Origin of the sequence: Cloacibacillus sp. An23 (assembly GCF_002159945.1) — a bacterium.
Classification (GTDB): domain Bacteria; phylum Synergistota; class Synergistia; order Synergistales; family Synergistaceae; genus Caccocola.
Genome location: NZ_NFJQ01000003.1, coordinates 109,757 through 134,248 on the forward strand (window position 1 = coordinate 109,757; position 24,492 = coordinate 134,248).

Annotated in this window: 19 protein-coding genes; 11 read left to right on the top strand and 8 right to left on the bottom strand. The window is 60.2% G+C overall.

From position 1 onward, the window contains the following. Positions 1 to 2 precede the first annotated feature (2 nt). The 6 genes from B5F39_RS03745 to B5F39_RS03770 all read left to right on the top strand — a co-directional run bounded on the left by B5F39_RS03745 (position 3) and on the right by B5F39_RS03770 (position 8,883). Positions 3 to 3,146: an efflux RND transporter permease subunit gene (locus B5F39_RS03745; protein WP_087364111.1), complete on the top strand. Its 3,144-nt coding sequence runs from the start codon at positions 3 to 5 to the stop codon at positions 3,144 to 3,146. Positions 3,147 to 3,162: 16 nt separating this feature from the next. Beyond that, the gene (locus B5F39_RS03750; protein ID WP_239391079.1) at positions 3,163 to 4,653 is read left to right on the top strand and encodes a TolC family protein; all 1,491 of its coding nucleotides are present in this window, start codon (positions 3,163 to 3,165) and stop codon (positions 4,651 to 4,653) included. A gap of 622 nt (positions 4,654 to 5,275) precedes the next feature. Next, a complete protein-coding gene (gene gltS / locus B5F39_RS03755; RefSeq protein ID WP_087364113.1) occupies positions 5,276 to 6,514 on the top strand; it encodes a sodium/glutamate symporter in 1,239 nt (412 codons plus the stop codon). A gap of 156 nt (positions 6,515 to 6,670) precedes the next feature. After that, complete coding sequence (gene ftcD, locus B5F39_RS03760) at positions 6,671 to 7,591, top strand: glutamate formimidoyltransferase (protein ID WP_087364115.1); 921 nt, start codon at positions 6,671 to 6,673, stop codon at positions 7,589 to 7,591. Between the two features lie 3 nt (positions 7,592 to 7,594). Beyond that, entirely contained in the window at positions 7,595 to 8,221 is a 627-nt protein-coding gene (locus B5F39_RS03765) for a cyclodeaminase/cyclohydrolase family protein (protein ID WP_087364117.1), read from the top strand. A 194-nt stretch (positions 8,222 to 8,415) separates the two neighbouring features. Then, positions 8,416 to 8,883 carry a GNAT family N-acetyltransferase gene (locus B5F39_RS03770; RefSeq protein WP_087364119.1) on the top strand — a complete coding sequence of 156 codons (468 nt, stop codon included), beginning with the start codon at positions 8,416 to 8,418 and terminating at the stop codon, positions 8,881 to 8,883. A gap of 41 nt (positions 8,884 to 8,924) precedes the next feature. Here the strand turns inward: B5F39_RS03770 and B5F39_RS03775 are convergent, their stop codons facing one another. From B5F39_RS03775 to B5F39_RS03785, 3 genes are all read right to left on the bottom strand, one after another. Next, complete coding sequence (locus B5F39_RS03775) at positions 8,925 to 9,809, bottom strand: amidohydrolase family protein (protein ID WP_343217569.1); 885 nt, start codon at positions 9,807 to 9,809, stop codon at positions 8,925 to 8,927. A gap of 166 nt (positions 9,810 to 9,975) precedes the next feature. Beyond that, complete coding sequence (gene pepT / locus B5F39_RS03780) at positions 9,976 to 11,202, bottom strand: peptidase T (RefSeq protein ID WP_087364123.1); 1,227 nt, start codon at positions 11,200 to 11,202, stop codon at positions 9,976 to 9,978. 20 nt (positions 11,203 to 11,222) lie between these two features. Further along, positions 11,223 to 12,650: a sodium:solute symporter family protein gene (locus tag B5F39_RS03785; RefSeq protein ID WP_087364125.1), complete on the bottom strand. Its 1,428-nt coding sequence runs from the start codon at positions 12,648 to 12,650 to the stop codon at positions 11,223 to 11,225. A gap of 226 nt (positions 12,651 to 12,876) precedes the next feature. Here B5F39_RS03785 and B5F39_RS03790 point away from each other — a divergent pair, with 226 nt between their 5' ends. The 4 genes from B5F39_RS03790 (at position 12,877) to B5F39_RS03805 (ending at position 17,356) form a co-directional block, all read left to right on the top strand. After that, the gene (locus tag B5F39_RS03790; RefSeq protein ID WP_087364127.1) at positions 12,877 to 13,668 is read left to right on the top strand and encodes a radical SAM protein; all 792 of its coding nucleotides are present in this window, start codon (positions 12,877 to 12,879) and stop codon (positions 13,666 to 13,668) included. Between the two features lie 185 nt (positions 13,669 to 13,853). Beyond that, complete coding sequence (locus B5F39_RS03795; protein WP_087364129.1) at positions 13,854 to 15,083, top strand: amidohydrolase family protein; 1,230 nt, start codon at positions 13,854 to 13,856, stop codon at positions 15,081 to 15,083. Positions 15,084 to 15,136: 53 nt separating this feature from the next. Next, positions 15,137 to 16,552 (top strand): TIGR00366 family protein, encoded by a 1,416-nt coding sequence (locus B5F39_RS03800; protein WP_158095926.1) that lies wholly within the window; start codon positions 15,137 to 15,139, stop codon positions 16,550 to 16,552. Between the two features lie 141 nt (positions 16,553 to 16,693). Next, the gene (locus B5F39_RS03805; RefSeq protein ID WP_158095927.1) at positions 16,694 to 17,356 is read left to right on the top strand and encodes a GntR family transcriptional regulator; all 663 of its coding nucleotides are present in this window, start codon (positions 16,694 to 16,696) and stop codon (positions 17,354 to 17,356) included. A gap of 15 nt (positions 17,357 to 17,371) precedes the next feature. Here the strand turns inward: B5F39_RS03805 and B5F39_RS03810 are convergent, their stop codons facing one another. The 5 genes from B5F39_RS03810 to B5F39_RS03830 form a co-directional block, all read right to left on the bottom strand. Then, a complete protein-coding gene (locus B5F39_RS03810) occupies positions 17,372 to 18,286 on the bottom strand; it encodes a DMT family transporter (protein WP_087364135.1) in 915 nt (304 codons plus the stop codon). A gap of 594 nt (positions 18,287 to 18,880) precedes the next feature. Beyond that, positions 18,881 to 20,125 (bottom strand): dicarboxylate/amino acid:cation symporter, encoded by a 1,245-nt coding sequence (locus B5F39_RS03815; protein ID WP_087364137.1) that lies wholly within the window; start codon positions 20,123 to 20,125, stop codon positions 18,881 to 18,883. 224 nt (positions 20,126 to 20,349) lie between these two features. After that, a complete protein-coding gene (locus B5F39_RS03820) occupies positions 20,350 to 21,138 on the bottom strand; it encodes an SDR family oxidoreductase (protein ID WP_087364139.1) in 789 nt (262 codons plus the stop codon). A 28-nt stretch (positions 21,139 to 21,166) separates the two neighbouring features. After that, positions 21,167 to 22,072: a fumarylacetoacetate hydrolase family protein gene (locus B5F39_RS03825; RefSeq protein WP_087364141.1), complete on the bottom strand. Its 906-nt coding sequence runs from the start codon at positions 22,070 to 22,072 to the stop codon at positions 21,167 to 21,169. Between the two features lie 21 nt (positions 22,073 to 22,093). After that, the gene (locus B5F39_RS03830; protein ID WP_204245025.1) at positions 22,094 to 23,275 is read right to left on the bottom strand and encodes a pyridoxal phosphate-dependent aminotransferase; all 1,182 of its coding nucleotides are present in this window, start codon (positions 23,273 to 23,275) and stop codon (positions 22,094 to 22,096) included. Between the two features lie 164 nt (positions 23,276 to 23,439). Here B5F39_RS03830 and B5F39_RS03835 point away from each other — a divergent pair, with 164 nt between their 5' ends. Next, complete coding sequence (locus B5F39_RS03835) at positions 23,440 to 24,411, top strand: LysR family transcriptional regulator (protein ID WP_087364145.1); 972 nt, start codon at positions 23,440 to 23,442, stop codon at positions 24,409 to 24,411. Positions 24,412 to 24,492: the final 81 nt, after the last annotated feature.

Here is a 24,492-nt window from a genome sequence, read left to right on the forward strand (position 1 = left end):
AAATGTTCTCTAAATTTTTCATAGATCGTCCGCGATTCGCGATGGTCGTCTGCCTCGTCATCGCTATCGCGGGTATCATATCTATCTTCTCGCTGCCGGTCGAGCAGTACCCTGAGGTCGCGCCGCCGCAGATACGCGTCAATACGACCTACCGCGGAGCCGACGCGCAGACGATAGCGAACACGCTCGCCGCGCCGCTCGAAGAGAACGTCAACGGCGTCGAGGACATGATCTATATGGACTCGACTTCGAGCAACAACGGCGACTATACGCTCTACGTAACGTTCGCGACCGGAACCGACCCTGACATGGCGCTCGTCCGCGTCCAGAACCGTATAACGCAGGTACAGCCTCAGCTGCCGTCAGAAGTCGTCGACGAAGGCATCACGGTCGAGACATCGTTCTCCGACACGCTGGGATTCCTCGCTCTGACATCGCCGAACGGCACATACGGCGAGCTTGAGCTTATGAACTACGCCTACGCGAACATCCGCCCGAGACTTCAGCGAGTCTCCGGCATGGGAGACGTACAGGTCTACGGAGCGAAGTACAGCATCCGCGTCTGGCTCGACCCTGTGCGCATCACCTCGCTCGGCCTTTCTATAGAGGACGTCGCGGCGGCGATCGAGAGCCAGAACCGTCAGGCCTCGATAGGAACGATAGGCGGACGCCCGGGCAGCGACATCAACAGCCCGCTCGTCTACACCCTTCAGGCGAAGGGACGCCTTACCGAAGTCAGCGAATTTGAAAACATCGTCGTAACGACGACCGCCGACGGCGCGATAGTGCATCTGCGCGACGTTTCGCGTATAGAGCTCGGCGCCGAATCCTACAACTTCAACGGAGAGCTGGACAACAAGCCCTCCGCGATGATAGCCATGTCGCAGACGTCGGGCTCCAACGCGCTCAACGTCATGGCGGGCGTGCGCGACGTCATCAGCCAGATTGAGACGCAGCTCCCCGACGACATGAAGATCAACGTGCAGTATGACTCGACGGAATACGTCCGCGAGACTATTAAAGAAATCATCACCACGCTCTTTATGACCCTCGCGCTCGTCATCTTCGTCTGCTACCTCTTCCTTCAGGAGTGGCGCACGACGCTCGTCCCGACGGTCGCGATACCGGTATCGCTGCTCGGAACTTTCGCGGCGCTGCTCGCGGTAGGTTACACCATCAACATCCTCTCGCTCTTCGGACTCGTCCTCGTTATAGGAACGGTCGTCGACGACGCCATCGTCGTCGTCGAACGAGTGCAGTTCATAATGGAACGAGACAAGTGCGACTCTAAGACCGCTACGATACAGGCCATGAAGGACGTTACAGGGCCTATGATGGCGACGACGCTCGTCTTCCTCGCCATATTCGTCCCCGTCGCTTTCATGACCGGAATCACAGGACAGATTTACAAGCAGTTCGCGGTCACGATTGGATTCGCGGTCTGCTTCTCGCTCGTTGTCGCCCTTACGATGTCGCCCGCGATGTGCGCGCACATGCTGCGCGAGATGGAGCCGGTGCAGCGCGGCCCGCTGAAGTGGTTCAACAACGCGCTCGCGAGCTCGACGCGCGGCTACGTCAACGGAGCCGTCGTCATAGCGCGCCACAAGATCATGCCGCTGCTGCTCTTCGCGGTCGTCGCCTTTGGCTGCTGGACGGTTCTGAAGCTCTCGCCGACGGCCTTCATCCCCGATGAAGACCAGGGCGTCGTCTTCGCGAGCGTGCAGCTTCCGGAAGGAGCCTCGAGACCGAGAACGGAAGCCATCGTCAAACCGTTGATTGACGACATACTCGCCATTCCTGGCGTAGACAGCGCGCTTGCCATTTACGGACACAACATCCTCGGCGGCTCCGGCGAAAACGTTTCGTCGGTAATCGTGCCGCTCGACCCGTGGGGCACCCGTAAGACGCCGGAGAAGTCGCTCTCATCGATAGTAGCGCAGGTCAACAAAGCCGCGTCGAAATATCCGGGAGCGCAGATCAACGTCGTTACGCCGCCCGCCATTCAGGGACTCGGTATGGCCTCCGGTATCGACATGAGGCTCGAATCGACGATAGAGAACGACCCGGTGCGCCTCGCCGAGGTCATGGGCGTGATGCTGCGCGAGCTGAACCAGGCTCCCGAAGTCAACTACGCCTTCTGCGACTACACGGCCGACACGCCGCACCTTTTCGTAGATCTCGACCGCCAGAAGGCCGAGCTGCTTAAAGTTCCCGTCAGCACGGTATTCTCGACGCTGCAGACCTACTTCGGCTCGTACTACGTCAACGACATCAACATCGGCACGCAGGTCAACCGCGTCATGCTCCAGTCCGAATGGAACTACAGAAACAGCATCGACCGCATAGGCGAGATATTCGTCCGCAGCACGACCGGCGAACAGGTCCCGATCCAGAGCGTCGCGACCGTGAGAAAGACGCTCGCGCCGCGCTCCATCGACCGCTACAACCTCTACCCGACCGCGGCCATCACGATAGTCATGAATCAGGGCTACTCGACCGGACAGGGCATCGCGCGCGTCCACGAGATAGGTCAGCGCGTACTGCCGGAAGGCTACACCTACGAATGGTCGGGAATGACCTACCAGGAAGAGCACTCGCAGGGCGGCATCGTGATGGTTCTCTGCATAGCCGTCGTATTCGCCTTCCTCTTCCTCGTCGCGCAGTATGAAAGCTGGTCCACGCCGGTCTCCGTCATACTCTCGCTGCCTACGGCAATGCTCGGAGCCCTCGTCGGCTTCCGCATCATGGGCATACCGCTCTCCGTCTACGGACAGCTCGGCATACTCCTGCTCGTCGGACTTGCCTCGAAGAACGCGATACTCATCGTCGAATTCGCGAAGGAACAGCGCGAGCAGCACGGGCTGCCTCTGATACAGGCTGCGGCCCTGGCGGCGAGCGAACGTTTCCGCGCCGTCCTTATGACGGCCTTCACCTGCGTCCTCGGCGCGGCCCCGATGCTCGTAGCCTCGGGAGCGGGCGCGGCGAGCCGCAAGGCCGTCGGTTCGACGCTGTTCTTCGGAATGATGGCGGCCACCTGCATCGGTATATTCCTCATACCGGGGCTCTGGGTCCTCTTCCAGGGACTGCGTGAAACGGTCAAGGCACGTCTGGGCAAAAACAAGAACGCCGAAGCACAGGCGAATTAACAGGAGGCGCGCGATAATGAAAAAACTTACGATATGCACTATATCCGCGCTCGCGATAATGGCGGCGGCTTCCGCCGCCTTCGCGGCGGAGGCTAAGACCGAGCCGACGTCGCAGGACATACAGATAAAGAACGGCGAATGGACGGAGCTCGCGCAGGTCTATCCCGTCGCCTATGTCTCGGGGGACCTCTCCGAAGAGCTCACGCCAGAAAAGCTCGCGAGCTGGTGGGACGTTTTCGGCGACCCGACGATGACCGAGCTCATCATGCGCTCGCTCGAGAAGAACCGCGACCTCGCCAGCGCGCGCGCCAGCGTCCGTGAAGCGAGATACCAGCTCGGCATCAGCGAAGCCAACCTCCTTCCGTGGCTTGACGCCAACGGCTCGTGGAACAACGCCCGCACGCCCGTCGAAGTCGGCGGCACAGGCAGCGCCCAGCAGTACGTCAGCCTCGGCCTCGACGCGACGTGGGAGATAGACATCTTCGGCGGACAGCGCGCCTCGGTGCGCGCGCAGAGGGCCACGCTCCAGGCGCAGTACGCGATGCTCTACTCGACGTGGAGCTCGCTCGCCGCGGAAGTCGCGATGGACTACATCTCGCTGCGCACGCTCCAGGAGCAGCTCGACATAGCGAACTACAACGTCGGCCTGCAGGAAGAGACGGTCGCGATACAGCAGTCGCGCGTGGACGCCGGGCTCGCCGACGAACTGACGCTGAAGCAGGCGCAGTACACGCTGGAACAGACCCGCGCGACGATACCGACGATAATAGCCTCGATAGAGCAGACGAAGAACGCGCTCGCGATACTGATAGGCGAGATACCCGGCACGCTCGAGGAAGAGCTCATGGAGCACAAGCCCGTGCCGCGCATAGAGTCCACGGCGCTTATCGGCATACCGGCGAACGCGATACGCCAGCGCCCCGACATCAGACAGGCGGAGCGCGAGCTCGTCGCGCAGATAGCGCGCAAGAAAGCCGCGCGCGCCGACCTCTGGCCCAAGTTCTACCTCACGGGCGCGATAGGCACGCAGGCGCACGAAGGCTCGCTCTTCAACGGCCCAGGCAAGATGTACAGCTTCCTTCCGCAGATAAGCTGGCCCATCTTCCACGCCGGCGCGATAACGAAGAACATCAAAGTCCAGGGCGCGCGCGCCGAGCAGCTCCTGGCGGCCTATGAACAGACCGTCCTCAACGCGGTCGGCGAAGTGCGCGACGCGCTCTCCGACAACGTACAGGAATACGCGCGCAACGCCTCGCTCAAGAGCGGCGTAGACGCGGCGCAGGCCGCGCTCGACCTCGCGAACGAGAGATACGCCCAGGGGCTCGTAGACTTCACGAACGTAATCAACGCGCAGAGCGCGCTCGCCTCGCTCTCCGAGCAGTACGTAGTGAGCGGCGGGCAGATCTCTACCAACGCCGTAAAGCTCTTCAAAGCCCTCGGCGGCGGCTGGCAGCCCCTCGACGAAGCCGAACGCGCGATAGCCGAAGCCGCGGCGAAGAAAAAATAACTTCGCGCGCGGAACAGGCGAAAACCCATAACGAACGGAAACGGAGCCCCTCGCGGGCTCCGTTTCTTGCGTATATAGCTGATTAACTATAGCCGCCGCCCGGCTTATAGTTCTTTAACTTTTATAAAAAAATATATACCGCCCCGCAACGTCCCTGTGCCCGATGAAGCGGGGCAGGCTCTGCTGGGGCCTCCGTCCCGTACCCAGCAGCAGCTTGCGTTGTTATGTCGCGTTGTTTAGCCTCAGTGTTTAGGACGGAGGTTCCGCGCAGAAGAGTCGCGGAACGGCGTCGTTTTTATGTAAAAGTTAAAGCACTATAAAACCGAAGCAGCGCGGCCCTGCGCCTGCCGCTGAGCCCGGCGGCTTTTAATGCCCATGCACCGCGGTATTTGGAGACGCCGGATGCTGCGGCATGACGAACGCCGGATTTTCGCAATAAAGTCAACCGGCTGTATCCGGCGCGCTTCGCCCCCTCTTTCACGCTTTCCGCCATTCTTTGTGCAAACGCAAGAAAATTTTCACATCTTACGAAAAATAGGCGAATTTGCTGAGACTGTCGCTATTTGCCTCGGTATAATCTCCTGGTAAGCGCCAAAATATAAAGCGAAGGAGACATTTTTTTATGTCGTTTGAAATCATCGATTCGATACTGACTATCAAGCTGGACGACATCGCGACGATGACGCTCGCCTCGATATTGCTGCTGATAGGCATAGCCGTGCGCAAGCGGGTGGGCTTCCTTACGAAGTTCTGCATTCCGGCCCCGGTCGTCGGAGGCTTCCTCTTCGTCCTGCTCAACCTCTGCTTTACGCTCTCCGGGACGGTCGCCTTCAAGTTCGATTCTTCCCTGCAGAACGTCTTTATGCTCGCTTTCTTTACGACGGTCGGCCTCGGTGCGTCGCTCAAGGTTCTCGTGACGGGCGGCAAGCTGTTTATAATCTACTGGCTCGTCAACGTCGCCATTACCGTCATGCAGACCCTGCTCGGCGTCGGCGTCGGGCACATGGTCGGCCTTGACACCGCCTACGGCGTCATCTCCGGCCCGATAGCGCTCGTCGGCGGCCACGGCGGCGCTACGGCGTACGGCATTACGCTCGAGGGGATGGGCTATCCCGGCGCGCAGCTCGTCGGCCTCACCTCCGCGACCTTCGGCCTCGTCGTGGCGAGCCTCGTCGGCGGCCCGCTCGGACGCCGCCTCGTCGAAAAGTACCGCCTTACGCCGTGCGAAGACGACAAGGACTATTCCGTGGACGTTAGCGACTACGAGGAAAAGGCTGTCGAGCTTAACTACGGCAACGTCATGAAGAACCTCACGGCGGTCTTCGTCAGCATGGCGCTCGGCTCGATGCTCGTCACGTGGATAGGCGGCGTCATCGGCATGAGCATCCCGACCTACGTCGGCTCGATGTTCTTCGCGGTGCTCGTCCGCAACATCAACGAGAAGTTCAGGCTCTACCAGTTCAGCCTCAGCTTCAACGACGGCTTCGGAGACATCGCGCTCGGCCTGTATCTCAGCATGGCGCTTATGTCGATGAACCTGCTCGACCTCGCGGGGCTCGCCCTGCCGCTGCTCGTCGTGCTCTGCACGCAGTGCGTCGTCCTCATCGCGCTGACTTACTTCGTCATCTTCCGCATCCTCGGCAAGAACTACGACGCGGCCGTCATGTGCTCCGGCCTCATCGGCCACGACATAGGCTCGACGCCGACGGCGGTCGCGAACATGACGACGATACAGGCGCGCTACGGCGAGTCGCGCAAGGCTATGATAATCGTCCCGATTATCGGCGCGTTCCTCATCGACGTATTCTATCAGCCGTTCGTCGTCTGGTTTATCAACGCCTACGTCCCGGTGCTCAAGTAAAAGCGGGGACGGCGCGCGGATTTTATATCTATTTTACGGCGATTTGATACAATCTAGTCAGTTACGGCGTCACGGGACGTGGACGCGCCGCCCCCCGTCCCTTTTTCAAAATCCGCGGCGGCGCGCATAAAATATATCTAGGAGGAACATGAAGCAATGACCAAACTTGTTGAGTGCATTCCGAATTTCAGCTGCAGCAAGGAAAAGGACGAGGCCGCCTACAACGCGCTCGTCGAAGTCGCGAAAAGCGTGCCCGGCTGCACCCTGTTCGACGCGCAGACCGACGGCAACCACAACCGCTGCGTATTCACGCTCATAGGCTCGCCCGAAGCGATTGAAGAAGTCGCCTTCCGGCTCACGAAGAAGGCCGCCGAGGTCATAGACATGACGAAGCACCACGGCGAGCACTCGCGCATGGGGGCGACCGACGTCATCCCGTTCGTCCCGACCGTCAACATGACCGTCGAGGAATGCGTCGAGATGTCCAAACGCCTCGGCAAGCGCATCTGGGAAGAGCTCAAGATTCCCAGCTTCCTCTATGAAGACTCCGCCACGTCGCCCGACCGCGTGAACCTCGCCAACGTCCGCAAGGGACAGTTCGAGGGAATGCCCGAGAAGCTGCTCCAGCCCGAGTGGGCGCCCGACTTCGGCGAGCGCAAAATCCACCCGACCGCCGGCATCACCGCGATTGGCGCGAGAATGCCGCTCGTCGCCTTCAACATCAACCTCGCAACCTCCGACGTGAACATCGCGAAGAAGATAGCGAAGGTCATCCGCGGCTCCTCCGGCGGCTTCAAGTGCTGCAAGGCGATGGGCTTCATGCTTGAAGACCGCGGCATCGCGCAGGTCTCCATGAACATGGTCAACTACGAGGTGACCCCGCTCACCGTCGTCTACGAGATGGTAGACAGCCTCGCGAAACGCTACGGCACCTACATCGTCGGCAGCGAGCTCGTCGGCCTCACGCCTGCGAAAGCTCTGCTCGACTGCGCCGAGTACTACCTCAAGCTTGAAAACTTCGACTGCCGCAACCAGGTGATGGAATACCACATCATCGACATGGAAGAGGGAGAATAGGCCATGAAGCTCGCAGAGATGCAGGTCGCCGAGTTCGTGAACGTGATGGCCTCCGACGCTCCCGCCCCGGGCGGCGGCTCGGCGGCGGCTCTCGAGGGCGCGCTCGGAGCGGCTCTCACCGCGATGGTCTGCGCGCTCACCGTCGGCAAGAAAAAGTACGCCGACGTGCAGGAGCTAGCCGTCGAATCGCAGAAAAAGGCAGACGGCCTCAAGGCGCGCTTCGTAGACGTGATCGACCGCGACACCGAGGCTTTCAACGCCGTCAGCGCCGTCTTCGCCATGCCGAAGGACACGGACGAACAGAAGGCCGCGCGCAAAGCCGCGATGCAGGAAGCCCTCAAGGGCTGCACCAAGACTCCGTTCGAAATGATGCAGCTCTCCTGCGAGGCGCTCGAGCTCACACGCTCGCTCGTAGGCCGCCTCAACGCGAGCGCCGCGAGCGACCTCGGCTGCGCCGCGCTCAGCCTCAAGGCCGCCGTGCAGGGCGCGTGGCTCAACGTGCTCATCAACATCTCCGGCATCAACGACGAAGCCTTCGTCTCAGAATACCGCAGCGGCGGACAGGCGCTCCTCGACAAAGCCCTTCCGCTCGCCGACGAAATCTACGCCGAGATACTGAAGGCGATGTAAACGGCCCGAAATGGCCGGCGCGGCGCAAACGCGCGCCGCGGACGAAAAACGGAACGGACAGGGCCTCTCGCGGGGCCCTGTTTATATTATGCGCGCACACGGCGCTAACGCACGCCGCTTAAAAAAGTCCGCCGAGCCGATTCCACGCAGCCCGCGCTGTATAATCTGACAAACTGCGAAACGGAGCGTGAGCCATGAACGCAGAGTACGAGATCATAAGCCTGAGCGCCCGCCAGGAGCTCATCCCCGAGGCCGCCGTATGGTTCGCCTCGAAATGGGGCATAGCGGCCGAAGAATACGAGGAAAGCATGAGACAGGCCGCTGCGGACGAAAGCGCCGCCGTCCCGAACTGGTACGTCGTGACGGACGAATGCGGCGCGGTGATAGCGGGCGCTGGCGTCATAGAAAACGACTTCCACGACAGGACCGACCTAACGCCGAACCTCTGCGCGCTCTTCGTCGAGGAGCCGCACCGCCGCCGGGGAATCGCGCCCCGCCTGCTCGGCGCAGCGCTGGCCGCCGCGCGCGCTGCCGGAATCAAAAAGCTGTACCTCGTCACGGAACACGAAAACCTCTACGAGCGTTACGGCTGGCGGCACATCGCGTACGCGGCCGGCGGCGACGGCGCAAAGATGCGCGTCTACGAGTCGCCGGAGGCATAGCATAAAGACCGCGCGAAGCGCGGCCTTTATGCAGGATAGCCTTAGATTCCCAGAAATTCGCGGACGTTGCCGCCGAAGAGCTTTTCTTTGTCCGCCTCGGTGAGCTTCGTCCGCGCGGCGAGCTTTTCGTAGCGCGGCAGGCCGAGGATGGGCCAGTCTGAGCCGAAGAATATTTTGCCGCCGGCGCCCTGCGCGAATATCGCGTCCATTATCTCCGGGCCGTAGAGCCAGGGCCACGCCGCCGTGTCGTAGCGCGCGTTTTGGAGCAGCAGCTTCATCTCGGGCATCGCCTCGAAGGCCCAGAGGCCGCCTCCGAAGTGTGCGAAGACGACCTTCGTCATCGGGAATTTGCGGCAGAAGTCCGCCGCTTCGCGCGCGCCGTAGGAGCCTTTGCCGGCGTACTGGTGCCCCGCCTGCTCCGCCGTGTGGAAGAGCATGAACCTGCCGCGCTCCTCGCAGAGCGCGCATAGCGTGCGCAGCCGCACCGTGTCCGAGAGAGCGAACGACTGCCCGTCGGGGAACAGCTCGCCTATGCCGAAAGCTCCGGCGTCGAGCGCGCGCTCCGCCTCCTCCGCGGCTCCCGGGCGCGTCGGCGAGACGACGGCGAGCGGCAGTATGCGCCCGGGGAAGCGGCGCGCGGCGTCAAGCACGTAGTCGTTCATCTCTCGGCACAGCCCCTGGTCGCGGAAGGCGAATGTCGTTACGAGCGAGCTTTCTATCCCGGCCTCGTCCATCGCGGCGACCAGCTGTTCCGCCGTGCCCCATTTCTGCACCTTCGACGACGACAGCAGCGCGAACCACGGCTCGCGCGCGGCTATCGCGTCCCGTTCTTTTTCCAAAAATTCAGGATACACATGTGCATGTGAATCTATAATTTTCACTATTCCCATCCCCTTAGAGGTATACTGCACCACAAAATAAATCATTCGCGCTGAGCAGTCAAGACGCGGGCGCACAAAAAACGCGGACGCCGCGTCTGTTTTCGCGGCGTCCGCCTGTTTTTATGAAAATCCCGTCCGGCGCGGCTGAGAAGACCGGGCCGAGCCGGGCTTTCGCGCGCCTCCCCTACGGTTTTCGATGGCGCGGGCGCGGTTATTTTGCGAAGCTTTTTACTATTCCGGCAAGAATGCGGGCTATCTTCTCCATCGACTGCACGGGGACGTATTCGTAGCGTCCGTGGAAGTTGTGCCCGCCGGTGCAGATGTTCGGGCACGGGATGCCGCCGTCGAACGAGAGTATCGTGCCGTCAGTGCCGCCGCGCATCGGCGTGTAGAACGGCTCGACGCCCTCGGCCTTCATCGCCTCCGCAATCGCCTCGACTATCTCGAAGCGCGGCTTTATCGCCTCGCCGATGTTCCTGTACGTATCCTCGATCTCGACGGTCACGTTCCCTTCTCCGTATGCCTTGTTAAGAAATTCAGCAATATCGCGCAGCCTTTGCTTCTTGGCCTCGAGCTTCTCAGCGTCATGGTCGCGCAGGAGAAGGCGAATCGCAGTGAGCTCCACCTCGCCGCGCAGCTCGAGCACATGATAGTAGCCCTCATAGCCCTCGGTGTGCTCCGGCGTCTCCGCCGGCGGCAGCATGTTGATGAACTCGCCGGCGATGAGGATGGCATTCTTCATCTGGTTCTTCGCGAGGCCGGGGTGGATGTTGAGGCCGCGCACCGTAACGAGCGCCGAAGCTGCGTTGAATGTCTCGTAGGTTATCTCGCCGAGCGGACCGCCGTCGAGCGTGTATGCGAAATCGGGGCTGAACAGCGATTTGTCGAGAGTCTTCGCTCCGAGGCAGCCTATCTCCTCGTCGGTCGGGAAGAAAAATTCTATGTCGCCGTGCTTCTCGTCCGGGTTGTCGCGGAAATACTTCGCCATCGTCATAATCTCGGCAATCCCGGCCTTGTCGTCCGCGCCGAGCAGCGTCGTCCCGTCCGTCACGACGAGGTCCCAGCCCGCGTAATTCCTCATGTGCGGGAAATTCTCGGGGCTCAGCACGATTCCGAGCTCCTCGTTCAGCGTCACGTCCCCGCCGTCGTAATTTTCGACTATGCGCGGCTTAACGTCCTTACCGGGCAAGTCCGGCGAAGTGTCGAGATGCGCGCAGAATCCTATCGACGGAGCGCCGGCGCAGTTGCCGGGAATCTTACCGTAAACGCACCCCGCCTCCGAAACCGCTACGCGCCCGGCTCCGAGTTCGCGCAGCTCGTCCGCAAGCAGCGCGGCGAGGTCTTTCTGCTTTTCGGTGCTTGGAACGACTGGCTGGTTGTAGGCCGACTCCGTGTCTATCTTTACGTATTTAAGAAATCTCTCAAGAACTTCGCTCATTCGTCATATTCTCCTTTACTCTACGCCTTCTTGCCGCCGTAGACCTCGGAAAGAGGCACTGCGCCGCCGCCCTTCGTCACAGCCGAGACGATGAAAATCACGGCGAAAGAGAGCGGCACTGTAATTATCGCGCTCTTGATGCCGAAGGGCGAGCGCAGGACTATCTCCCATATTATAGTTCCGACTCCGCCCGCAAGTATCCCGCAGACGCCGCCGGCCTTCGTCACGTTCTTCGCGAAAAGCGCGCACACGAGCGCCGGAGTTACGGAAGCGCCGTACATTGAATATGCGTACATCTGCACGGATAGAATGTCGGGGAAGAAGCGCCCCATGACGTATGCGAGCACAGATATCGCGACCGCCGAGACGCGCAGCGTCATGAGCTTCTCGCGGTCGGTCGCGTCACGGTGCAGGAAACGGTGCCAGATGTCGTAGGTGACGTTCGACGCTATCGTCAGCACGTAAGAGTCGCCGGTCGTGATGATGAAGGACATACAGGCCGCCATCAGTATCCCGCCGAAGAGCGGCGGCAGGAAGTTGATTGCGAGCTGGAAGATGACCGTGTCAGGCCTGTCTATATTTGGAAGCAGATAGATGCCGGTCGTAGTCAGAGTGATGATGAGCGCGCAGACGACTATCTCGGATATTACGAGCCCCATCCCCGACTGCTTCGCCGTCTTCACGTCCTTCGCCGCGCCCATGCGCTGGATCATATTCTGGTCGCCGAGAACGAGGAAGAATATCGGGAAGATATATCCGAGCGCCTGCACGATGTTTAGGTTTCCGATGAAAGTGTCGCGTCCCGGCGGAAGATTCGCGAAAACGCCGAAGAATCCGCCCTCGACCTGCCCGGACAGAATCGGTATCGCGACGAGGAAGCCGCCGACGAACAGAAACGCGCCTATTGCGTCAGTGTAGGCGACGCTGACCATCCCTCCCGTCACAGCGAGCACCAGCATTATCAGCGCGGAGGCGACGACGGCTGTGTTGAGGTCGATACCTGTAGTCAGGTTGATAAGGCTGCCCGCCGCCGTGAACTGCGACGAAAGGATGCCGACGTATCCTAAGACTATGCAGACAGTGGCGATGACGCGCGCGGCCGTGCCGTAGCGTATCTCAAAAAGCTCGGGAATCGTGTAGGTCGTAGCCTCGCGCACGCGGCCCGACACCAGATAGAGCAGCAGCATGCCTATCGGCGCGCCCATGAAAATGAGAACGCCGAAGAGCGGCCCGTTCTGCCATATAAGGTTCGCCGAGCCGGTGATGCCGCCCGCGCCGCACCAAGTCGCCAAAAGCGTGCCGATGAGGACGATGGTCGGAAGGCTGCGGTTCGCTACGGCGAAGTCGTCTGAGTTCTTGACCTTCTTCTTCGTCAGGTAGAGGCCGACGCACAGGACGATTGCCAGATACAGGACGACGCAAGTGATGATAAGAGGGCTAGCGTGCATGAAAACAGCTCCTTAGAAAATGAATATAGAATTACTTCCGTCTGCGCCGCATCATGTGCGGCATGCCGTGCACCACGCGAAAATGGAACAAAATACATTTTCGCAGCCTTTTATTCAGGATAGGCCAGATATTATCATCTATTTCATCTTTGTCAACGACGCGGCGTATAATCATTGATAACAGTCCGCCGCGCGGCGCGCGTTCCATAAAAAAGGAGGGAAAGGCGTGGTAGTAGTCCGTTACGTAAAAGTCAAAAGCCTGCTCTCTCCGACCAAGCTGGGCGCGGACTTTGTGATAAATCCCTACGCCGGCTGCCCGCACGGCTGCGTCTACTGCTACGCCTCGTGCATGGGCGCGGCGGCGAAGCGCGGCGAGCCGTGGGGCTCGTACCTCGACGTGAAAATTCCGTCCCTCCCGTTCGACTTGGCGAAGCTCTACCGGCGCAGCGTCCTCTTCTCATCGCTGACTGACGCCTACAACCCTTACGAGGAGCGCGCCCGCGTGACGCGCGGCCTGTTGCGCGCCCTCGTCCCGGCGCGTCCGGACATTGTGATAATCACGAAATCCGCGCTCGCCGCGCGCGACGCGGACATCTTCAAAGAATTTCCGCACGTAAAGGTGATTTTCTCATTCAGCTCGCTCGACGACAATTTCCGCCGCAGAGCCGAGCCGCACGCCGCAAGCCCCGCGAAAAAGCTCGCCGCGATGGAATCGCTGAAAAACGCCGGCGTCGAGACGGGCGTCATGGCGGCGCCAATTTTTCCCGGAATCACGGACTGCGCGGAAATCATAAGGGTCTGCGCGCCGCTAGTCTCGTCTATGACATTCGACACGCTGAACCTGCGCGCGGGAAACCGCGCCAAAATCCTCGCCTTCGTCAGAAATCTGCGCCCGGACCTCGAGCCGCTCTACCGCAGGATATACGAAGAAGGCGACCGCTCATACTGGCGCGCCCTGCGCGCGCGCATAGAAGAGGATTGCCGCATCCGCGGCGTAAGGCGCGACGTTTTCTTCTAAAGGCGAGATTTTTTCACTCTCTCGTAAGTTGCCGTCACAAATTATTGTATTAAAAATCCTGTCTTTCACATACTTGCAAAATTTATCGAGATGTTTATAATACGCCCATAGCGTATATCATATATGATATACGCTATATAATAAGCAAAAAACAGACGGAACTATGAGGTCAAGAAGGGGATATCATGAGCTGTACTCTTTTTAAAAACGCGAACTTGATTGACGGCAACGGCGGAGAGCCGATGGAGAACATGTCGCTACTGGTCGAGGACGGCAAAATCGCAGAGATATCGAAAAAAATCGGCGCGCCCGTATCGTCCGAGGTGATCGACTGCCGCGGAAACACGATTATGCCGGGGCTGATAGACGCCCACATGCACCTCGGGCTGGTTGAGATCGAAGTGGCGAACCTTGCGCGCAGAAACGCTCCCGGGCTTATGGCGGCGAAGATGTTCAAGAACCTGCGCGAAGCGCTCGACCAGGGATACACCAGCGCGCGCGACACCGGCGGAGCGGACGCCGGCTTCCGCGACGCGGTCGAGCTCGGCTACGCGGCCGGGCCGCGGCTCAAGATATGCGGCTCCGTCATCGCGCAGACGGGCGGGCACGGCGACGACAGGATATATTCCGAGACGCGCCCGTATTCGGAGCCGTATCTCGGCTTTCGCGCCACCATCGCCGACGGCGTGCCAGAGGTGCTGAAGGCCTGCCGCGAAAATATACGCCGCGGCGCGGACTTTATAAAAGTCATGTGCGGCGGCGGCTGCGCGAGCCCGAGCCACGGCCCCGAGACGTCGCAGTACACGCTTGACGAGCTCAAAGCCGCGGTGGACGTCGCGGAGTCGATAGGCAGCTACGTCGCGTCGCACAGCTATTCTAACCGAAGCATAAGGCTCAGCGCCGAAGCCGGCATACGCACGATAGAGCACGCGAACCTCATGACGAAGGAGACGGCGGAGCTCGTGGCTAAGAGCGGCGCGTACATCGTGCCGACTCAGATAACCTACGAGATAGTCATAGAGAAGAGCCGCGAGCTGATATCGAAATTCATCTACGACAAATTCGTCTCCGTCTGCGAACGCGGCTACGAGGCCATACGCAACGCCATAGCCGCGGGCGTCCCGGTCGGCGGCGGAACGGACCTCACGGGGACGAACACGATGTACGCCTCAGGCGCGATAGCCTATCAGGCCAAAGCTCAGGGCGCTATGGGCGCTATAGTCTCGTTCACCAAGACCAACGCTGAGATACTGAAAATCGGAGACGTTACTGGGACTCTGGAAGAGGGGAAGCTTGCGGACGTCCTGGTCGTCAAAGGGGATCCTCTTAAAAATATCGGGCTTTTCAAAAATTACCGCGAAAATCTGCTCGTGATAATGCAGGGAGGGAGGTTCCACAAGAACATATTGTCTTAGTTCCGGCGCTTTTTTCACTTTTGGACTCTAACGTTTCAATCGGAGGTATGAAAATGGGGAAATCTCTTATATCGTCTGAGAAGATCAACAAGGGGCTCCGCGTCCCTCACGTATGGACGATCATACTGTTCTGCCTCGTCCTCGGCGGCATTATGACCTACCTCGTCCCGGCGGGCGTCTATGAGCGCGTGACTGTGGACGGACGCCAGCTCATCGACCCCGATTCGTTTCACTACGTCGCGCAGACTCCGGTCGCGCCGTTCGACTGGTTCGTGTCGATAATCGACGGGCTCACGGGGTCTATGGCTATCATGTCCATGATATGGTTCACCATAGCATCGACAGACGTCTATACCGAGAGCGGCACTCTGCATAAGATGGTCGGATGGATAATGAAGGTCTGCCGCGGCAACTATCTTCTCATCATGGGCGCGCTCATGGCGTTTTTCGCGGTGCGCGGCGCGATGGGCGCTTTCGAGCTCCACATTCCGTTCGTGCCCATCACGATAGCTCTCGCGCTAGCCTGCGGCTGTGACGTTATGACAGGGCTCGCCATCGCGATGGTGCCGACCTTCGTCGCCTTCGCCTACGGGCCGATAAACGTATATACCGTCGCCGTCGCGCAGGGCATCGCCGGCGTGCCGGTGTATTCGGCCATGGGCTTCCGCGTCGCGGTGTGGCTCGTGCTGATGGCGGCCACCTTCTGGTATGTCCTGCGCTACGCGTCGCGCGTCCGCAAGGACCACTCCATCAGCCCGACCGGATTTGAAAATCCATCTGCCGCCAAGATCGACATAGAGGCGATCCAGCAGGAAAAGATGACGGGACGCCAGAGGCTGCTGACCGTCATGCTGATAGCTACGATCGGGCTACAGATGGCGGGGCCGATGCTCTGGGGCTGGGGCTTCGCGCAGATAGGCGCGCTGTGGCTCATCTCCGGCATAGCGGCCGGGCTCGTCGCAGGCTTCACCAACGAGAGGATATGCGAGATCATGGGCAACTCCTGCGCCGGGATATTCAGCGGCGTCATCTGCATAGGGCTCGCGAGGTCCGTCTCCGTCGTCCTGACGAACGGCAACATCCTCGATACGATAGTCTACGGCCTTTCGATACCGCTCCAGCAGATACCGGCGGCGGTCTCCGCGGTCGGAATGCTGTTCATACAGGCGCTGCTGAACTTCTTCATCCCGTCGGGCTCGGGGCAGGCGACTGTGGCCATGCCTATAATGGCCCCGCTCGCGGACGTCGTCGGCCTCACGCGTCAGACGGCGGTCATGGCCTTCCAGCTCGGCGACGGCCTCACGAATATGATAATGCCGACGACGGGGGCGCTCTTCGTCTACATCGGAGTCGCGAAGATAAGCTATTCCACATACTTCAAGTGGATACTGCCGCTCTTCCTGACGCTGGTCTGCATAGCCGTAGTATCGCTGCTGATAGCTACGTCCATACACCTCGGGCCGTTCTAAGCCGTGGCGGCCCGTGGAGTGCCTGACCCAACAGGCGGAGACGGGGGCGCGTTCGCGCGCCCTTGTCTTTGTTTTCCCTCGTCCTTATAATTTCAGACAGATTGCAATCGGCGACGATGGGGGATTAGACGCATGCGTCCTTTGATAAAAGTACCTACGCTGAGCGAACTCGCGTATCAGAGCATAAAAGAGCAGATCCTGGCCTGCCGCATAAGGCCGGGCGAGAAGATAAACATAGACCAGTACTCAGCGAGCCTCGGCGTAAGCGCCACGCCCGTCCGCGAAGCGCTGTCGAAGCTCCAGCAGGAGGGGCTCGTCCAGTACGTGCCGAGGACGGGCTGGAAGATAGCCCGTATATCCAAAAACGAATTCCACAAGCTGCAGGAGATAAAGGCGCTGCTCGAGGTGACGCTCGCGGACAGGGCCCTGCCGTTTATAAAGGACGAGGACATACCGCAGATGGAGGCCCTCAACGACAGAATGAAGGACCTCTTCGCGAGCGAGAGCGGCGCGAAGCCGGACCTCGAGAAGCTGCTCGAGGCCAACGACCGCTTCCACATGTATATATTCAAATTCTACTACAACGACCTGATGATAGAGCTGCTCCAACAGACGTGGAACACGCTTCGCTACGCCAGGCTGCTGTGGATATCGTCGGAAGAGTTCTTCACGAAATTCTACGAGGAACACAACGCCATAATAGACGCCATCAGACAAAGAGACCGCGAAGCGCTCCGCCGCGCGGTCGAGACGCATCTGCAGTGCGGCCTCGAAGACATGGAGGCCTGCCTCGAAGACAAATAATCTGCCGTCCGCGCGCTACTTGCGCGAAAAGCCGCGCGACGGCGCCGCAGTGCAGGCTATCGCTATAAGTATCAGCGCGCAGCCTATCACCTCATGCACAGACGGAATCTGATGCACGAACACGGCTGTCAGCACGACGGCGACGACTATCTCCATCGTACAGAGCAGGCTCGCCATCGCCGCCGGGATGCACTTGAGCGCGGCGAAGAAAACTCCGTAAGCTATGAAGCTTCCCGTGAAGGCCTGCACGTTCATCAGAGCGAAGCGCGCGGCGTCGAAATTCGCAAGGTCGCCCCAGCCGTACCATTTCGTCTTGAAAACGAAAAGAATGAACAGCCCGACGGCGTTTGAGAAAAACAGCAGCTTAAACTCGTCCACCTTATGCTCGAGCGAGAAGCGGCGCGTGACGAGCGCCTGCCCGGACATGCCGACGACGGCGAGCAGCCCCCAGAAGAGGCCGGGAAGCGATATGTTCATAAGCGCGTGAACGCTGCCGCCCATCCCGATGAACACGCCGAGGACTATCAGCACGCCGGCTGCGCACTGCAGCGCGGTGGGCCTCTCGTGCGTTATGTAGAGCGAGCCGGCGAGCGCGCCGAGCGGGAACGTGTAATGCACGACGAGCGCCTCTGCGACGGACAGATATTCGAGCGAAGTCAGGAAGCCGCCGCCCGCGAAAGCGACGGAGAGCGTGCCGGAAATTATATAAAACCGGAGATAGCCTCGTTCGACGCGGAAATCCCCGGCGCCGTGCGTGAGGAAGAGAAACAGCCCGGAGGCCGCGAACGTGAAGAGCGACCGGTAAACCATGACGGACATCAGATCTATGCCCGCCGCGCCGAGAACCTTCGCAATCGGGCTGATAATCCCCCAGCATACCGCCGCCGTCAGCGCGAGAGCCGCGCCGCGCCAGTAATTATTGAGCTTCATTCTCCCATCCTTCCGCCGCGCGCCACTGCGCACGCAAGCAGACTATAGCATATTTTTGCGATTGGGCAATAAGCGCCCGCGCGGATGCGCAAATTCAACCTTGACATAGAGCGCGCTCAAGAGGCTAAAGTAACGGCGCCGGCCTGAAACGGCGGGGCTATCCCCGCGAAAATGCGCGCGTGCCACGCGAAAGGAAGGTGAAAGCCGGGAAATAAAGCCGTAACGAATGTCGGACTATGACGCACAAAATTCTCCCTAAAAAACCGCCCGCCGCGCCCACGCGCAAAGCGCGCGCCAAAGCCGGCCGGCGCGCGGCGCACAGAGCGGGCGGTTGTTTTTACTTATAAAAAATTCTGCTTTCGACGGCTTAAGCATATTTTCGTCCGCCTGACGGACGAAGGATAAATATTCCGCTGCGTACGTCCCGTGCGCGGAGTTCGCTGGATTTGCCCGGCCTCAGAGCGAGGGTGAAGCGCCTGCTGCTTGAGGGCGGGACGCAGCGAGAGACGCAGCGTTTTGCGCCGGACGCAGAAACGCAGAAACGCGGCGCAGATTCCGCCGCGCCGCGCGCATTTGTAACGATTTAGTAAAAGGCTAGAACGACACCTTGCTTTTCGCCGCGCTGTCGTTGAGTATGCGGTCGTCTATCATTCCTTCGCCGCGTCCTATGCAGAGCGCCGTCACGACGTCGCCGGTGCAGTTGAACGTCGTCGTGCCCATGTCGATTATGCGGTAGATGCCAGCTATCATGCCGACTATCTCAAGCGGCAGGCCCATCGTGGTCAGCAGCATCGTGGACATGATTATCGCGCCGCCGGGCACGCCGGGGCAGCCGACCGACACGATGACGGTCAGCAGGATTATGAACATCTGCTGCGTTATCGTGAGCGGCACGCCGTAGAGGTGCGAGACGAAGATGACCGCCGCCGAGTAGAAGCAGGCTCCGCCGTTCATGTTCATCGTCGCGCCGAGCGGCAGGACGAAGCTCGCGAGGCTCTCGGATACGCCGAGCTTGTCGCGCGAGACGCTTATCGTGACGGGAAGGCTGCCGGAGCTGCTGGTCGTACTGGCCGTGACCGCCCAGAGCTCGATGATCTTCGAGTAGAACTGCTTGAGCGGGACTTTCGCTATGACTACGAGCATGACGGCGTACATGACGCAGACTGCGAAGAGCGCGAGGTAGATCGTGCCGATGAAGGCGGCGAGCGGGCCGAATATCTCAAGCCCGTAGGCCCCGACCGCGCAGGCCATGAGGGCCGCGACGCCGTAGGGCGAGAAGGCCATGACTATCGCGGTTATCTTGTACATCATTTCCGCGCCGTCCTCGAAGATCCGGCGCAGGCGGCCGCCCTTGTCTCCGAGGAGGATTATCGCGACGCCCATGAATATCGAGAAGGCGATTATCTGCACGAGCGTGCCGTTGGCCAGCGCGCTGAATATGTTGTTCGGGAACATCTGGACGATGGTGTCCGTGAGCGACGGCACGGCCTGCGCCTCGTAGACCCTGCCGCCCGTAACTATCATGTCGAGGCGGAAGCTGCGGCCGGGCTGCACGGCGTTCGCTATCATCATCGACATTCCGGCCGCGGCGGCTGTCGTGCCTATGAAGTAGAGGAAAGTCTTGAGGCCTATTCTTTTGAGTTTGCTCATGTCGCCGATGCTGCACACGCCCGCCGTTATCGAGCAGAGTATGAGCGGCGCGACGAGCATCTGGATGAGGCGGAGGAAAAGGTCGCCGACGGGCTTGAGCACCATCGCGCGCTCCCCGAAGATGAATCCGAGCGCTATGCCGAGGCCGAAGCCGATGAATATTTTTACGCTTAGGCTGAGTTTTTTCATAATCTTTCACCCTTTCTTCGTTCCGTGGAAATTTCGAGCAAAGAACATCCTGCGCCGCGGCGCGCGCGAGCGACGCGGCCGTGCCGGCGAAGAGGTTCGCTGAGCAGGTTTGCGGTTTTTTATTGAATTGCGTGGTTTACGTGGATAAAGCTGGAAAATCGGGGCAAGGGGCGGCGGCTGAGCGCCGCCCCGGATTTTGCGTTATTTTGCGCGTTTTACGTTTTTTATATCGCCTTCACCATGCCGCCGTCTACGAGTATCGTCTGGCCCGTGATGAAGGTGTTCGACGGGGCGCAGAGGAAGGCGGCGAGCTTGCCGTATTCGTCGGGCCGTCCGTAGCGTCCGAGCGGGATGCCGGCGAAGGCTTTCTTCTGGAGTTCTTCGACGGAGATGCCGGCCTTCTCGGCGCGTATCTTGTCGAGCTGGTCTATGCGCGCCGTGCCGATGCGTCCCGGCGCTATTACGTTGACGAGGATGTTGTCCCTGCCGAGCTCCTGCGAGAGAGTCTTGGCGAGGCCGACGACGCCCATGCGGAAGGTGTTCGAGAGGATGAGGTTGTCGAGCACGGCCTTGACCGAGGACGAGGTGGAGCAGAGTATGCGTCCGCCGCCCTGCTCGCGCATGTAGGGAAGGACCTCGCGTATCGTGCGGATGTAAGAGAGCAGGCAGAGCTCATAGGCGTCCTGCCAGTCCTTGTCGCTGAAGGCGTCGAAGGGGCCGGGCTTCGGGCCGCCGGTGTTGTTGACGAGCGCGTAGATCGGGCCGCATTTATCGGCGGCCGTCTTGACGAGGTTCTTTATGTCGTCTGGGTTCGTGATGCTGCCGACGAAAAATTCCGGGCGGTTTCCGGTCTCCTTGAAGATGTCTTCCTGCGCCTCTTTGAGCTGGTCTTCAAACGGCGAGAAGATCATGACCTTCGCGCCTTCGCGCGCGAGTTCGCAGGCTATCGCCTTTCCGAGCCCGCTGCTCGAGGCCATTACGAGCGCGCTTTTGTCTTTGAGTCCGAGTTCCATTGTTTTATTCCTCCTGTCTGGGTTTCCGTTATTTTCTGAGCTTGAGGTCTATTACCGGATTGACGAGCGGCTCGAAGGAGAAGCCGTCCGGCCCCGTGATGCGGCACTCCGCGACGTCGCCGTCCTGGATATGCACCGCGCGCGGCGTTCCGGTGGAGAGTATGTCGCCGGGCAGCCAGCCCTGCATGTGCGAGACGAGCGCGACGAGGCGCGCCGGGCTGAAGGTCATGTTCGAAACGGTGTTTTTCGCGTGGACTTCGCCGTTGTGGACGGTGGAGACTTCGAGCGCCGAAACGTCGGGAATTTCGTCAGGCGTCACGAACTGAGGCCCGAAGGTGAAGAATGTGTCGAAGCCCTTGACGATGGTCAGGTAGCGCGGATTGAGGCGCAGTATCGACTCTTCGGTCATGTCGAGTATCGTAGTGTAGCCCGCGACGTATTCGAGCCAGTCTTTTTCTTCGATGAACTTGCATTTTTTGCCGATGATGACGCCGAGCTCGGCTTCCGCCGTCGTCTTCTGCGCTTCGGGAAGCGCGGGTATCTTTATCTCGTCGCCGGGGCCGGCTATGCACGAGGCGGGCTTGTAGAAGCTTCCGGGGAAGACCTGCGGCGTCTTCTCGCCGAGGTCGCCGGCGTGGTCCTTGTAGTTGAGGCCGATGCCGAATATCCTCTGCGGATTTCTGTAAAGCGGGCCGTAGACGACCTCGCCGTAGGGGATGGCCTCTTTTTCCGCGAGCTTCTCGGCTTCGGCCGCGCCGCCCGCGTTGTACCACTCGGTCAGCGGCTTTATCTGCTCTTTCTCAATCATCGGGAGCAACTCGGCCTCAGGCTCGAAGCCCGCGCGCAGTCCGAGCGCCGTCACCGGCAGGACGCCGCTCTTCGTCACGAGCCCCGCGCGCTCTACGTTCCATTTGCGGAATGTCGCTAATCTCATTTAATAAGACCTCCAGTCCTTCTATTTCTCGGAGAGCTTTTCAAAAGCCTTGTTCATTCTCTCACAGCCTTCTGCGATGTTGTCAAGGCTGTTGGCGAAGCTCATGCGCAGGTAGCCCTCGCCGTTCGCGCCGAATACGCTTCCGGGGACGAGCGCTATCTTCGCCTCGTCGAGCAGGTATTCCGCGACTTCGCCGCACGGACGGCCCAGCCCCTTCACGTTGATGAAGATGTAGAAGGCTCCCTTCGGCGAGAGGCAGCGCGCGCCGGGCATCTTGTTTATCGCCTCGACCGCGTAGTCGCGGCGGCGCTGGAATTCGCGCACCATCAGCTCGACCTCGTCCTTCTCGCCGCGCAGCGCCGTTATCGCGGCGCGCTGGACGAACGACGCGGCGCAGGTCGTGTTGTGCTGGTGTATCTTGTTCATCGCGACGATGAGATCCTTCGGCGCGGCGGCGTAGCCTATGCGCCATCCGGTCATCGAGTAGGCCTTCGAGAAACCGTTGAAGGTCACGGTGCGCTCCGCCATTCCGGGCAGGGAGGCGATGCTCGTCTGCTTCTCACCGTCGTAGACGAGGCGCTCGTAGATTTCGTCGGAGATCACGAGAAGGTCGTGCTTCACCGCGAGCTCGGCTATCTCTTCAAGCTTCGCGCGCGAGAGCACGCCGCCCGTCGGGTTGCAGGGCGTGAGCAGGACGATGGCCTTCGTGCGGGCCGTTATCTTGCTCTCTATCTCGCCGACGCTCGGCTCGAAGCCGTTTTCTTCGGTGAGCGAATACGAGACGGGCTTCGCCTTGAAGAGCGCCGGGACGTTGAGATAATTTATCCATACCGGGTCGGGGATGAGCAGTTCGTCGCCCTCGTCGAGCACCGTGCAGAGAAGGTCGAAGACCGCCTCCGACAGCCCCGCCGTGACGAGCACGTTCTCCGCCGCGCAGGGGATGCCGTTCGCGGTGCGCAGCCTTTCGGCTATCGCCTCGCGCAGCTCCATCATCCCGAAGTTCGAGGTGTAGAATACCTCGCCGTCGCGCAGGCTCTTTATCGCCGCTTCCTTTATGTAGGCCGGAGTGTCGAAGTCCGGGCGGCCTATCTCGAAGTGTATCACCCGCTCTCCCGCGCGTTCCATCGCGAGCGCCTTCTCGTTCACCTTGCGTATGCCGGACGGCGCGAGCGCGCCGATCCTTTCGGCAGTGAAATCCCTCATTGCCATTCCCCTTTCCGGTCGCGTTATTCAAATTTGGTTTTTTAAGGCCCCGTTGTTTCTTTTTTGCTGAGCTTATATTAGTAAATTGGGAGTTTGCTGTAAAATACTTATTACAATATAATCTTATATGGTTGTTTCTATGGGCCCCGTAAGGGAGAAACGCTATGCTGAAAGACATCGAATACATATACGCCGTATATCTGGAGCGAAGCTTCTCGAAGGCCGCGAAGCGGCTGTTCATCTCGCAGCCGTCGCTCTCCGCCGCCGTCAAGCGCATAGAGAACGAGCTGGGCGTCCCGCTCTTCAACCGCGGCACGAACCCTGTCAGCCTCACAGAGGGCGGGGAATACTATATAAAATTCGCGGAAAAGATAATGGAGACGGAGCGCGAGATGCGCGAGCATTTCGCGGCGCTCGCCGCGGGCGGCTCGTCGCGCCTCAACGTAGGCAGCTCGATGTTCTTCTGCACCTATGTGCTGCCGGACATCGTCGAGGCTTTCCGCGAGAAGCGCGGAGGCGCCTCGGTGACGCTCTCCGAGGGCAGCAGCGTCGCGCTCTCCGAGCGGCTCAAGGACGGCAGCCTCGATTTTCTGCTCGAAGCCGAGCAGCCTGACAAAAACGCCTTCGAGTCGGCGGTATGGACGACGGAGCACATAATCCTCGCCGTGCCGTCGTCGTTCGCGATAAACGAGGAACTCGCCGCCTACCGCTATTCGTTCGAAGAACTCGCGTCGGAGCGCGGAAACGCGCCGGCCAAGCCGCCCGTGCCGCCCGAGCGCTTCGCGGGCGAGAATTTCCTCATTCTCAAAAAATGGAACGACCTGCACCGCCGCGCCATGGCGATATGCCGCCGCGCCGGATTCACGCCGAAGGTCTCGATGTATCTCGAACAGATGATGACCGCCTACTCGCTCGTATGCGAGGGGCGCGGCATAGCCTTCGTGCGCGACACGCTGCTCGAATGCCTTCCGCCGACGGACAGGGCCGTCTTCTACCGCATAGACAGCCCGGAGTCGAAGCGCGATATTTATCTCTCCTATAAAAAATCCGGGACTCTCACGCAGATACAGCGCGAGTTCATAGAATTCATGAAGACCGCGAAGCTGCCGCGGCGCGGAGGAAAAAGCGGCGAATGAACGGACGCCGCCGAAACGCCCCGCGCGGCTGCGGTCCGCAGCGCGGTTCCATGTTTTTGCCTGACGGATATAAAAAACCGC

Excerpts from the sequence above, each read along its gene's own strand:
- B5F39_RS03795 (WP_087364129.1), top strand. The coding sequence starts at position 13,854 with ATGAGCTGTACTCTTTTTAAAAACGCGAACTTGATTGACGGCAACGGC.
- ftcD (WP_087364115.1), top strand. The coding sequence starts at position 6,671 with ATGACCAAACTTGTTGAGTGCATTCCGAATTTCAGCTGCAGCAAGGAA.
- B5F39_RS03835 (WP_087364145.1), top strand. The coding sequence starts at position 23,440 with ATGCTGAAAGACATCGAATACATATACGCCGTATATCTGGAGCGAAGC.
- B5F39_RS03825 (WP_087364141.1), bottom strand. The coding sequence starts at position 22,072 with ATGAGATTAGCGACATTCCGCAAATGGAACGTAGAGCGCGCGGGGCTC.
- B5F39_RS03775 (WP_343217569.1), bottom strand. The coding sequence starts at position 9,809 with ATGATTTATTTTGTGGTGCAGTATACCTCTAAGGGGATGGGAATAGTG.
- B5F39_RS03800 (WP_158095926.1), top strand. The coding sequence starts at position 15,137 with ATGGGGAAATCTCTTATATCGTCTGAGAAGATCAACAAGGGGCTCCGC.
- B5F39_RS03770 (WP_087364119.1), top strand. The coding sequence starts at position 8,416 with ATGAACGCAGAGTACGAGATCATAAGCCTGAGCGCCCGCCAGGAGCTC.
- B5F39_RS03785 (WP_087364125.1), bottom strand. The coding sequence starts at position 12,650 with ATGCACGCTAGCCCTCTTATCATCACTTGCGTCGTCCTGTATCTGGCA.
- B5F39_RS03810 (WP_087364135.1), bottom strand. The coding sequence starts at position 18,286 with ATGAAGCTCAATAATTACTGGCGCGGCGCGGCTCTCGCGCTGACGGCG.
- B5F39_RS03765 (WP_087364117.1), top strand. The coding sequence starts at position 7,595 with ATGAAGCTCGCAGAGATGCAGGTCGCCGAGTTCGTGAACGTGATGGCC.
- pepT (WP_087364123.1), bottom strand. The coding sequence starts at position 11,202 with ATGAGCGAAGTTCTTGAGAGATTTCTTAAATACGTAAAGATAGACACG.
- B5F39_RS03745 (WP_087364111.1), top strand. The coding sequence starts at position 3 with ATGTTCTCTAAATTTTTCATAGATCGTCCGCGATTCGCGATGGTCGTC.
- B5F39_RS03820 (WP_087364139.1), bottom strand. The coding sequence starts at position 21,138 with ATGGAACTCGGACTCAAAGACAAAAGCGCGCTCGTAATGGCCTCGAGC.
- B5F39_RS03830 (WP_204245025.1), bottom strand. The coding sequence starts at position 23,275 with ATGAGGGATTTCACTGCCGAAAGGATCGGCGCGCTCGCGCCGTCCGGC.
- B5F39_RS03750 (WP_239391079.1), top strand. The coding sequence starts at position 3,163 with ATGAAAAAACTTACGATATGCACTATATCCGCGCTCGCGATAATGGCG.
- gltS (WP_087364113.1), top strand. The coding sequence starts at position 5,276 with ATGTCGTTTGAAATCATCGATTCGATACTGACTATCAAGCTGGACGAC.
- B5F39_RS03815 (WP_087364137.1), bottom strand. The coding sequence starts at position 20,125 with ATGAAAAAACTCAGCCTAAGCGTAAAAATATTCATCGGCTTCGGCCTC.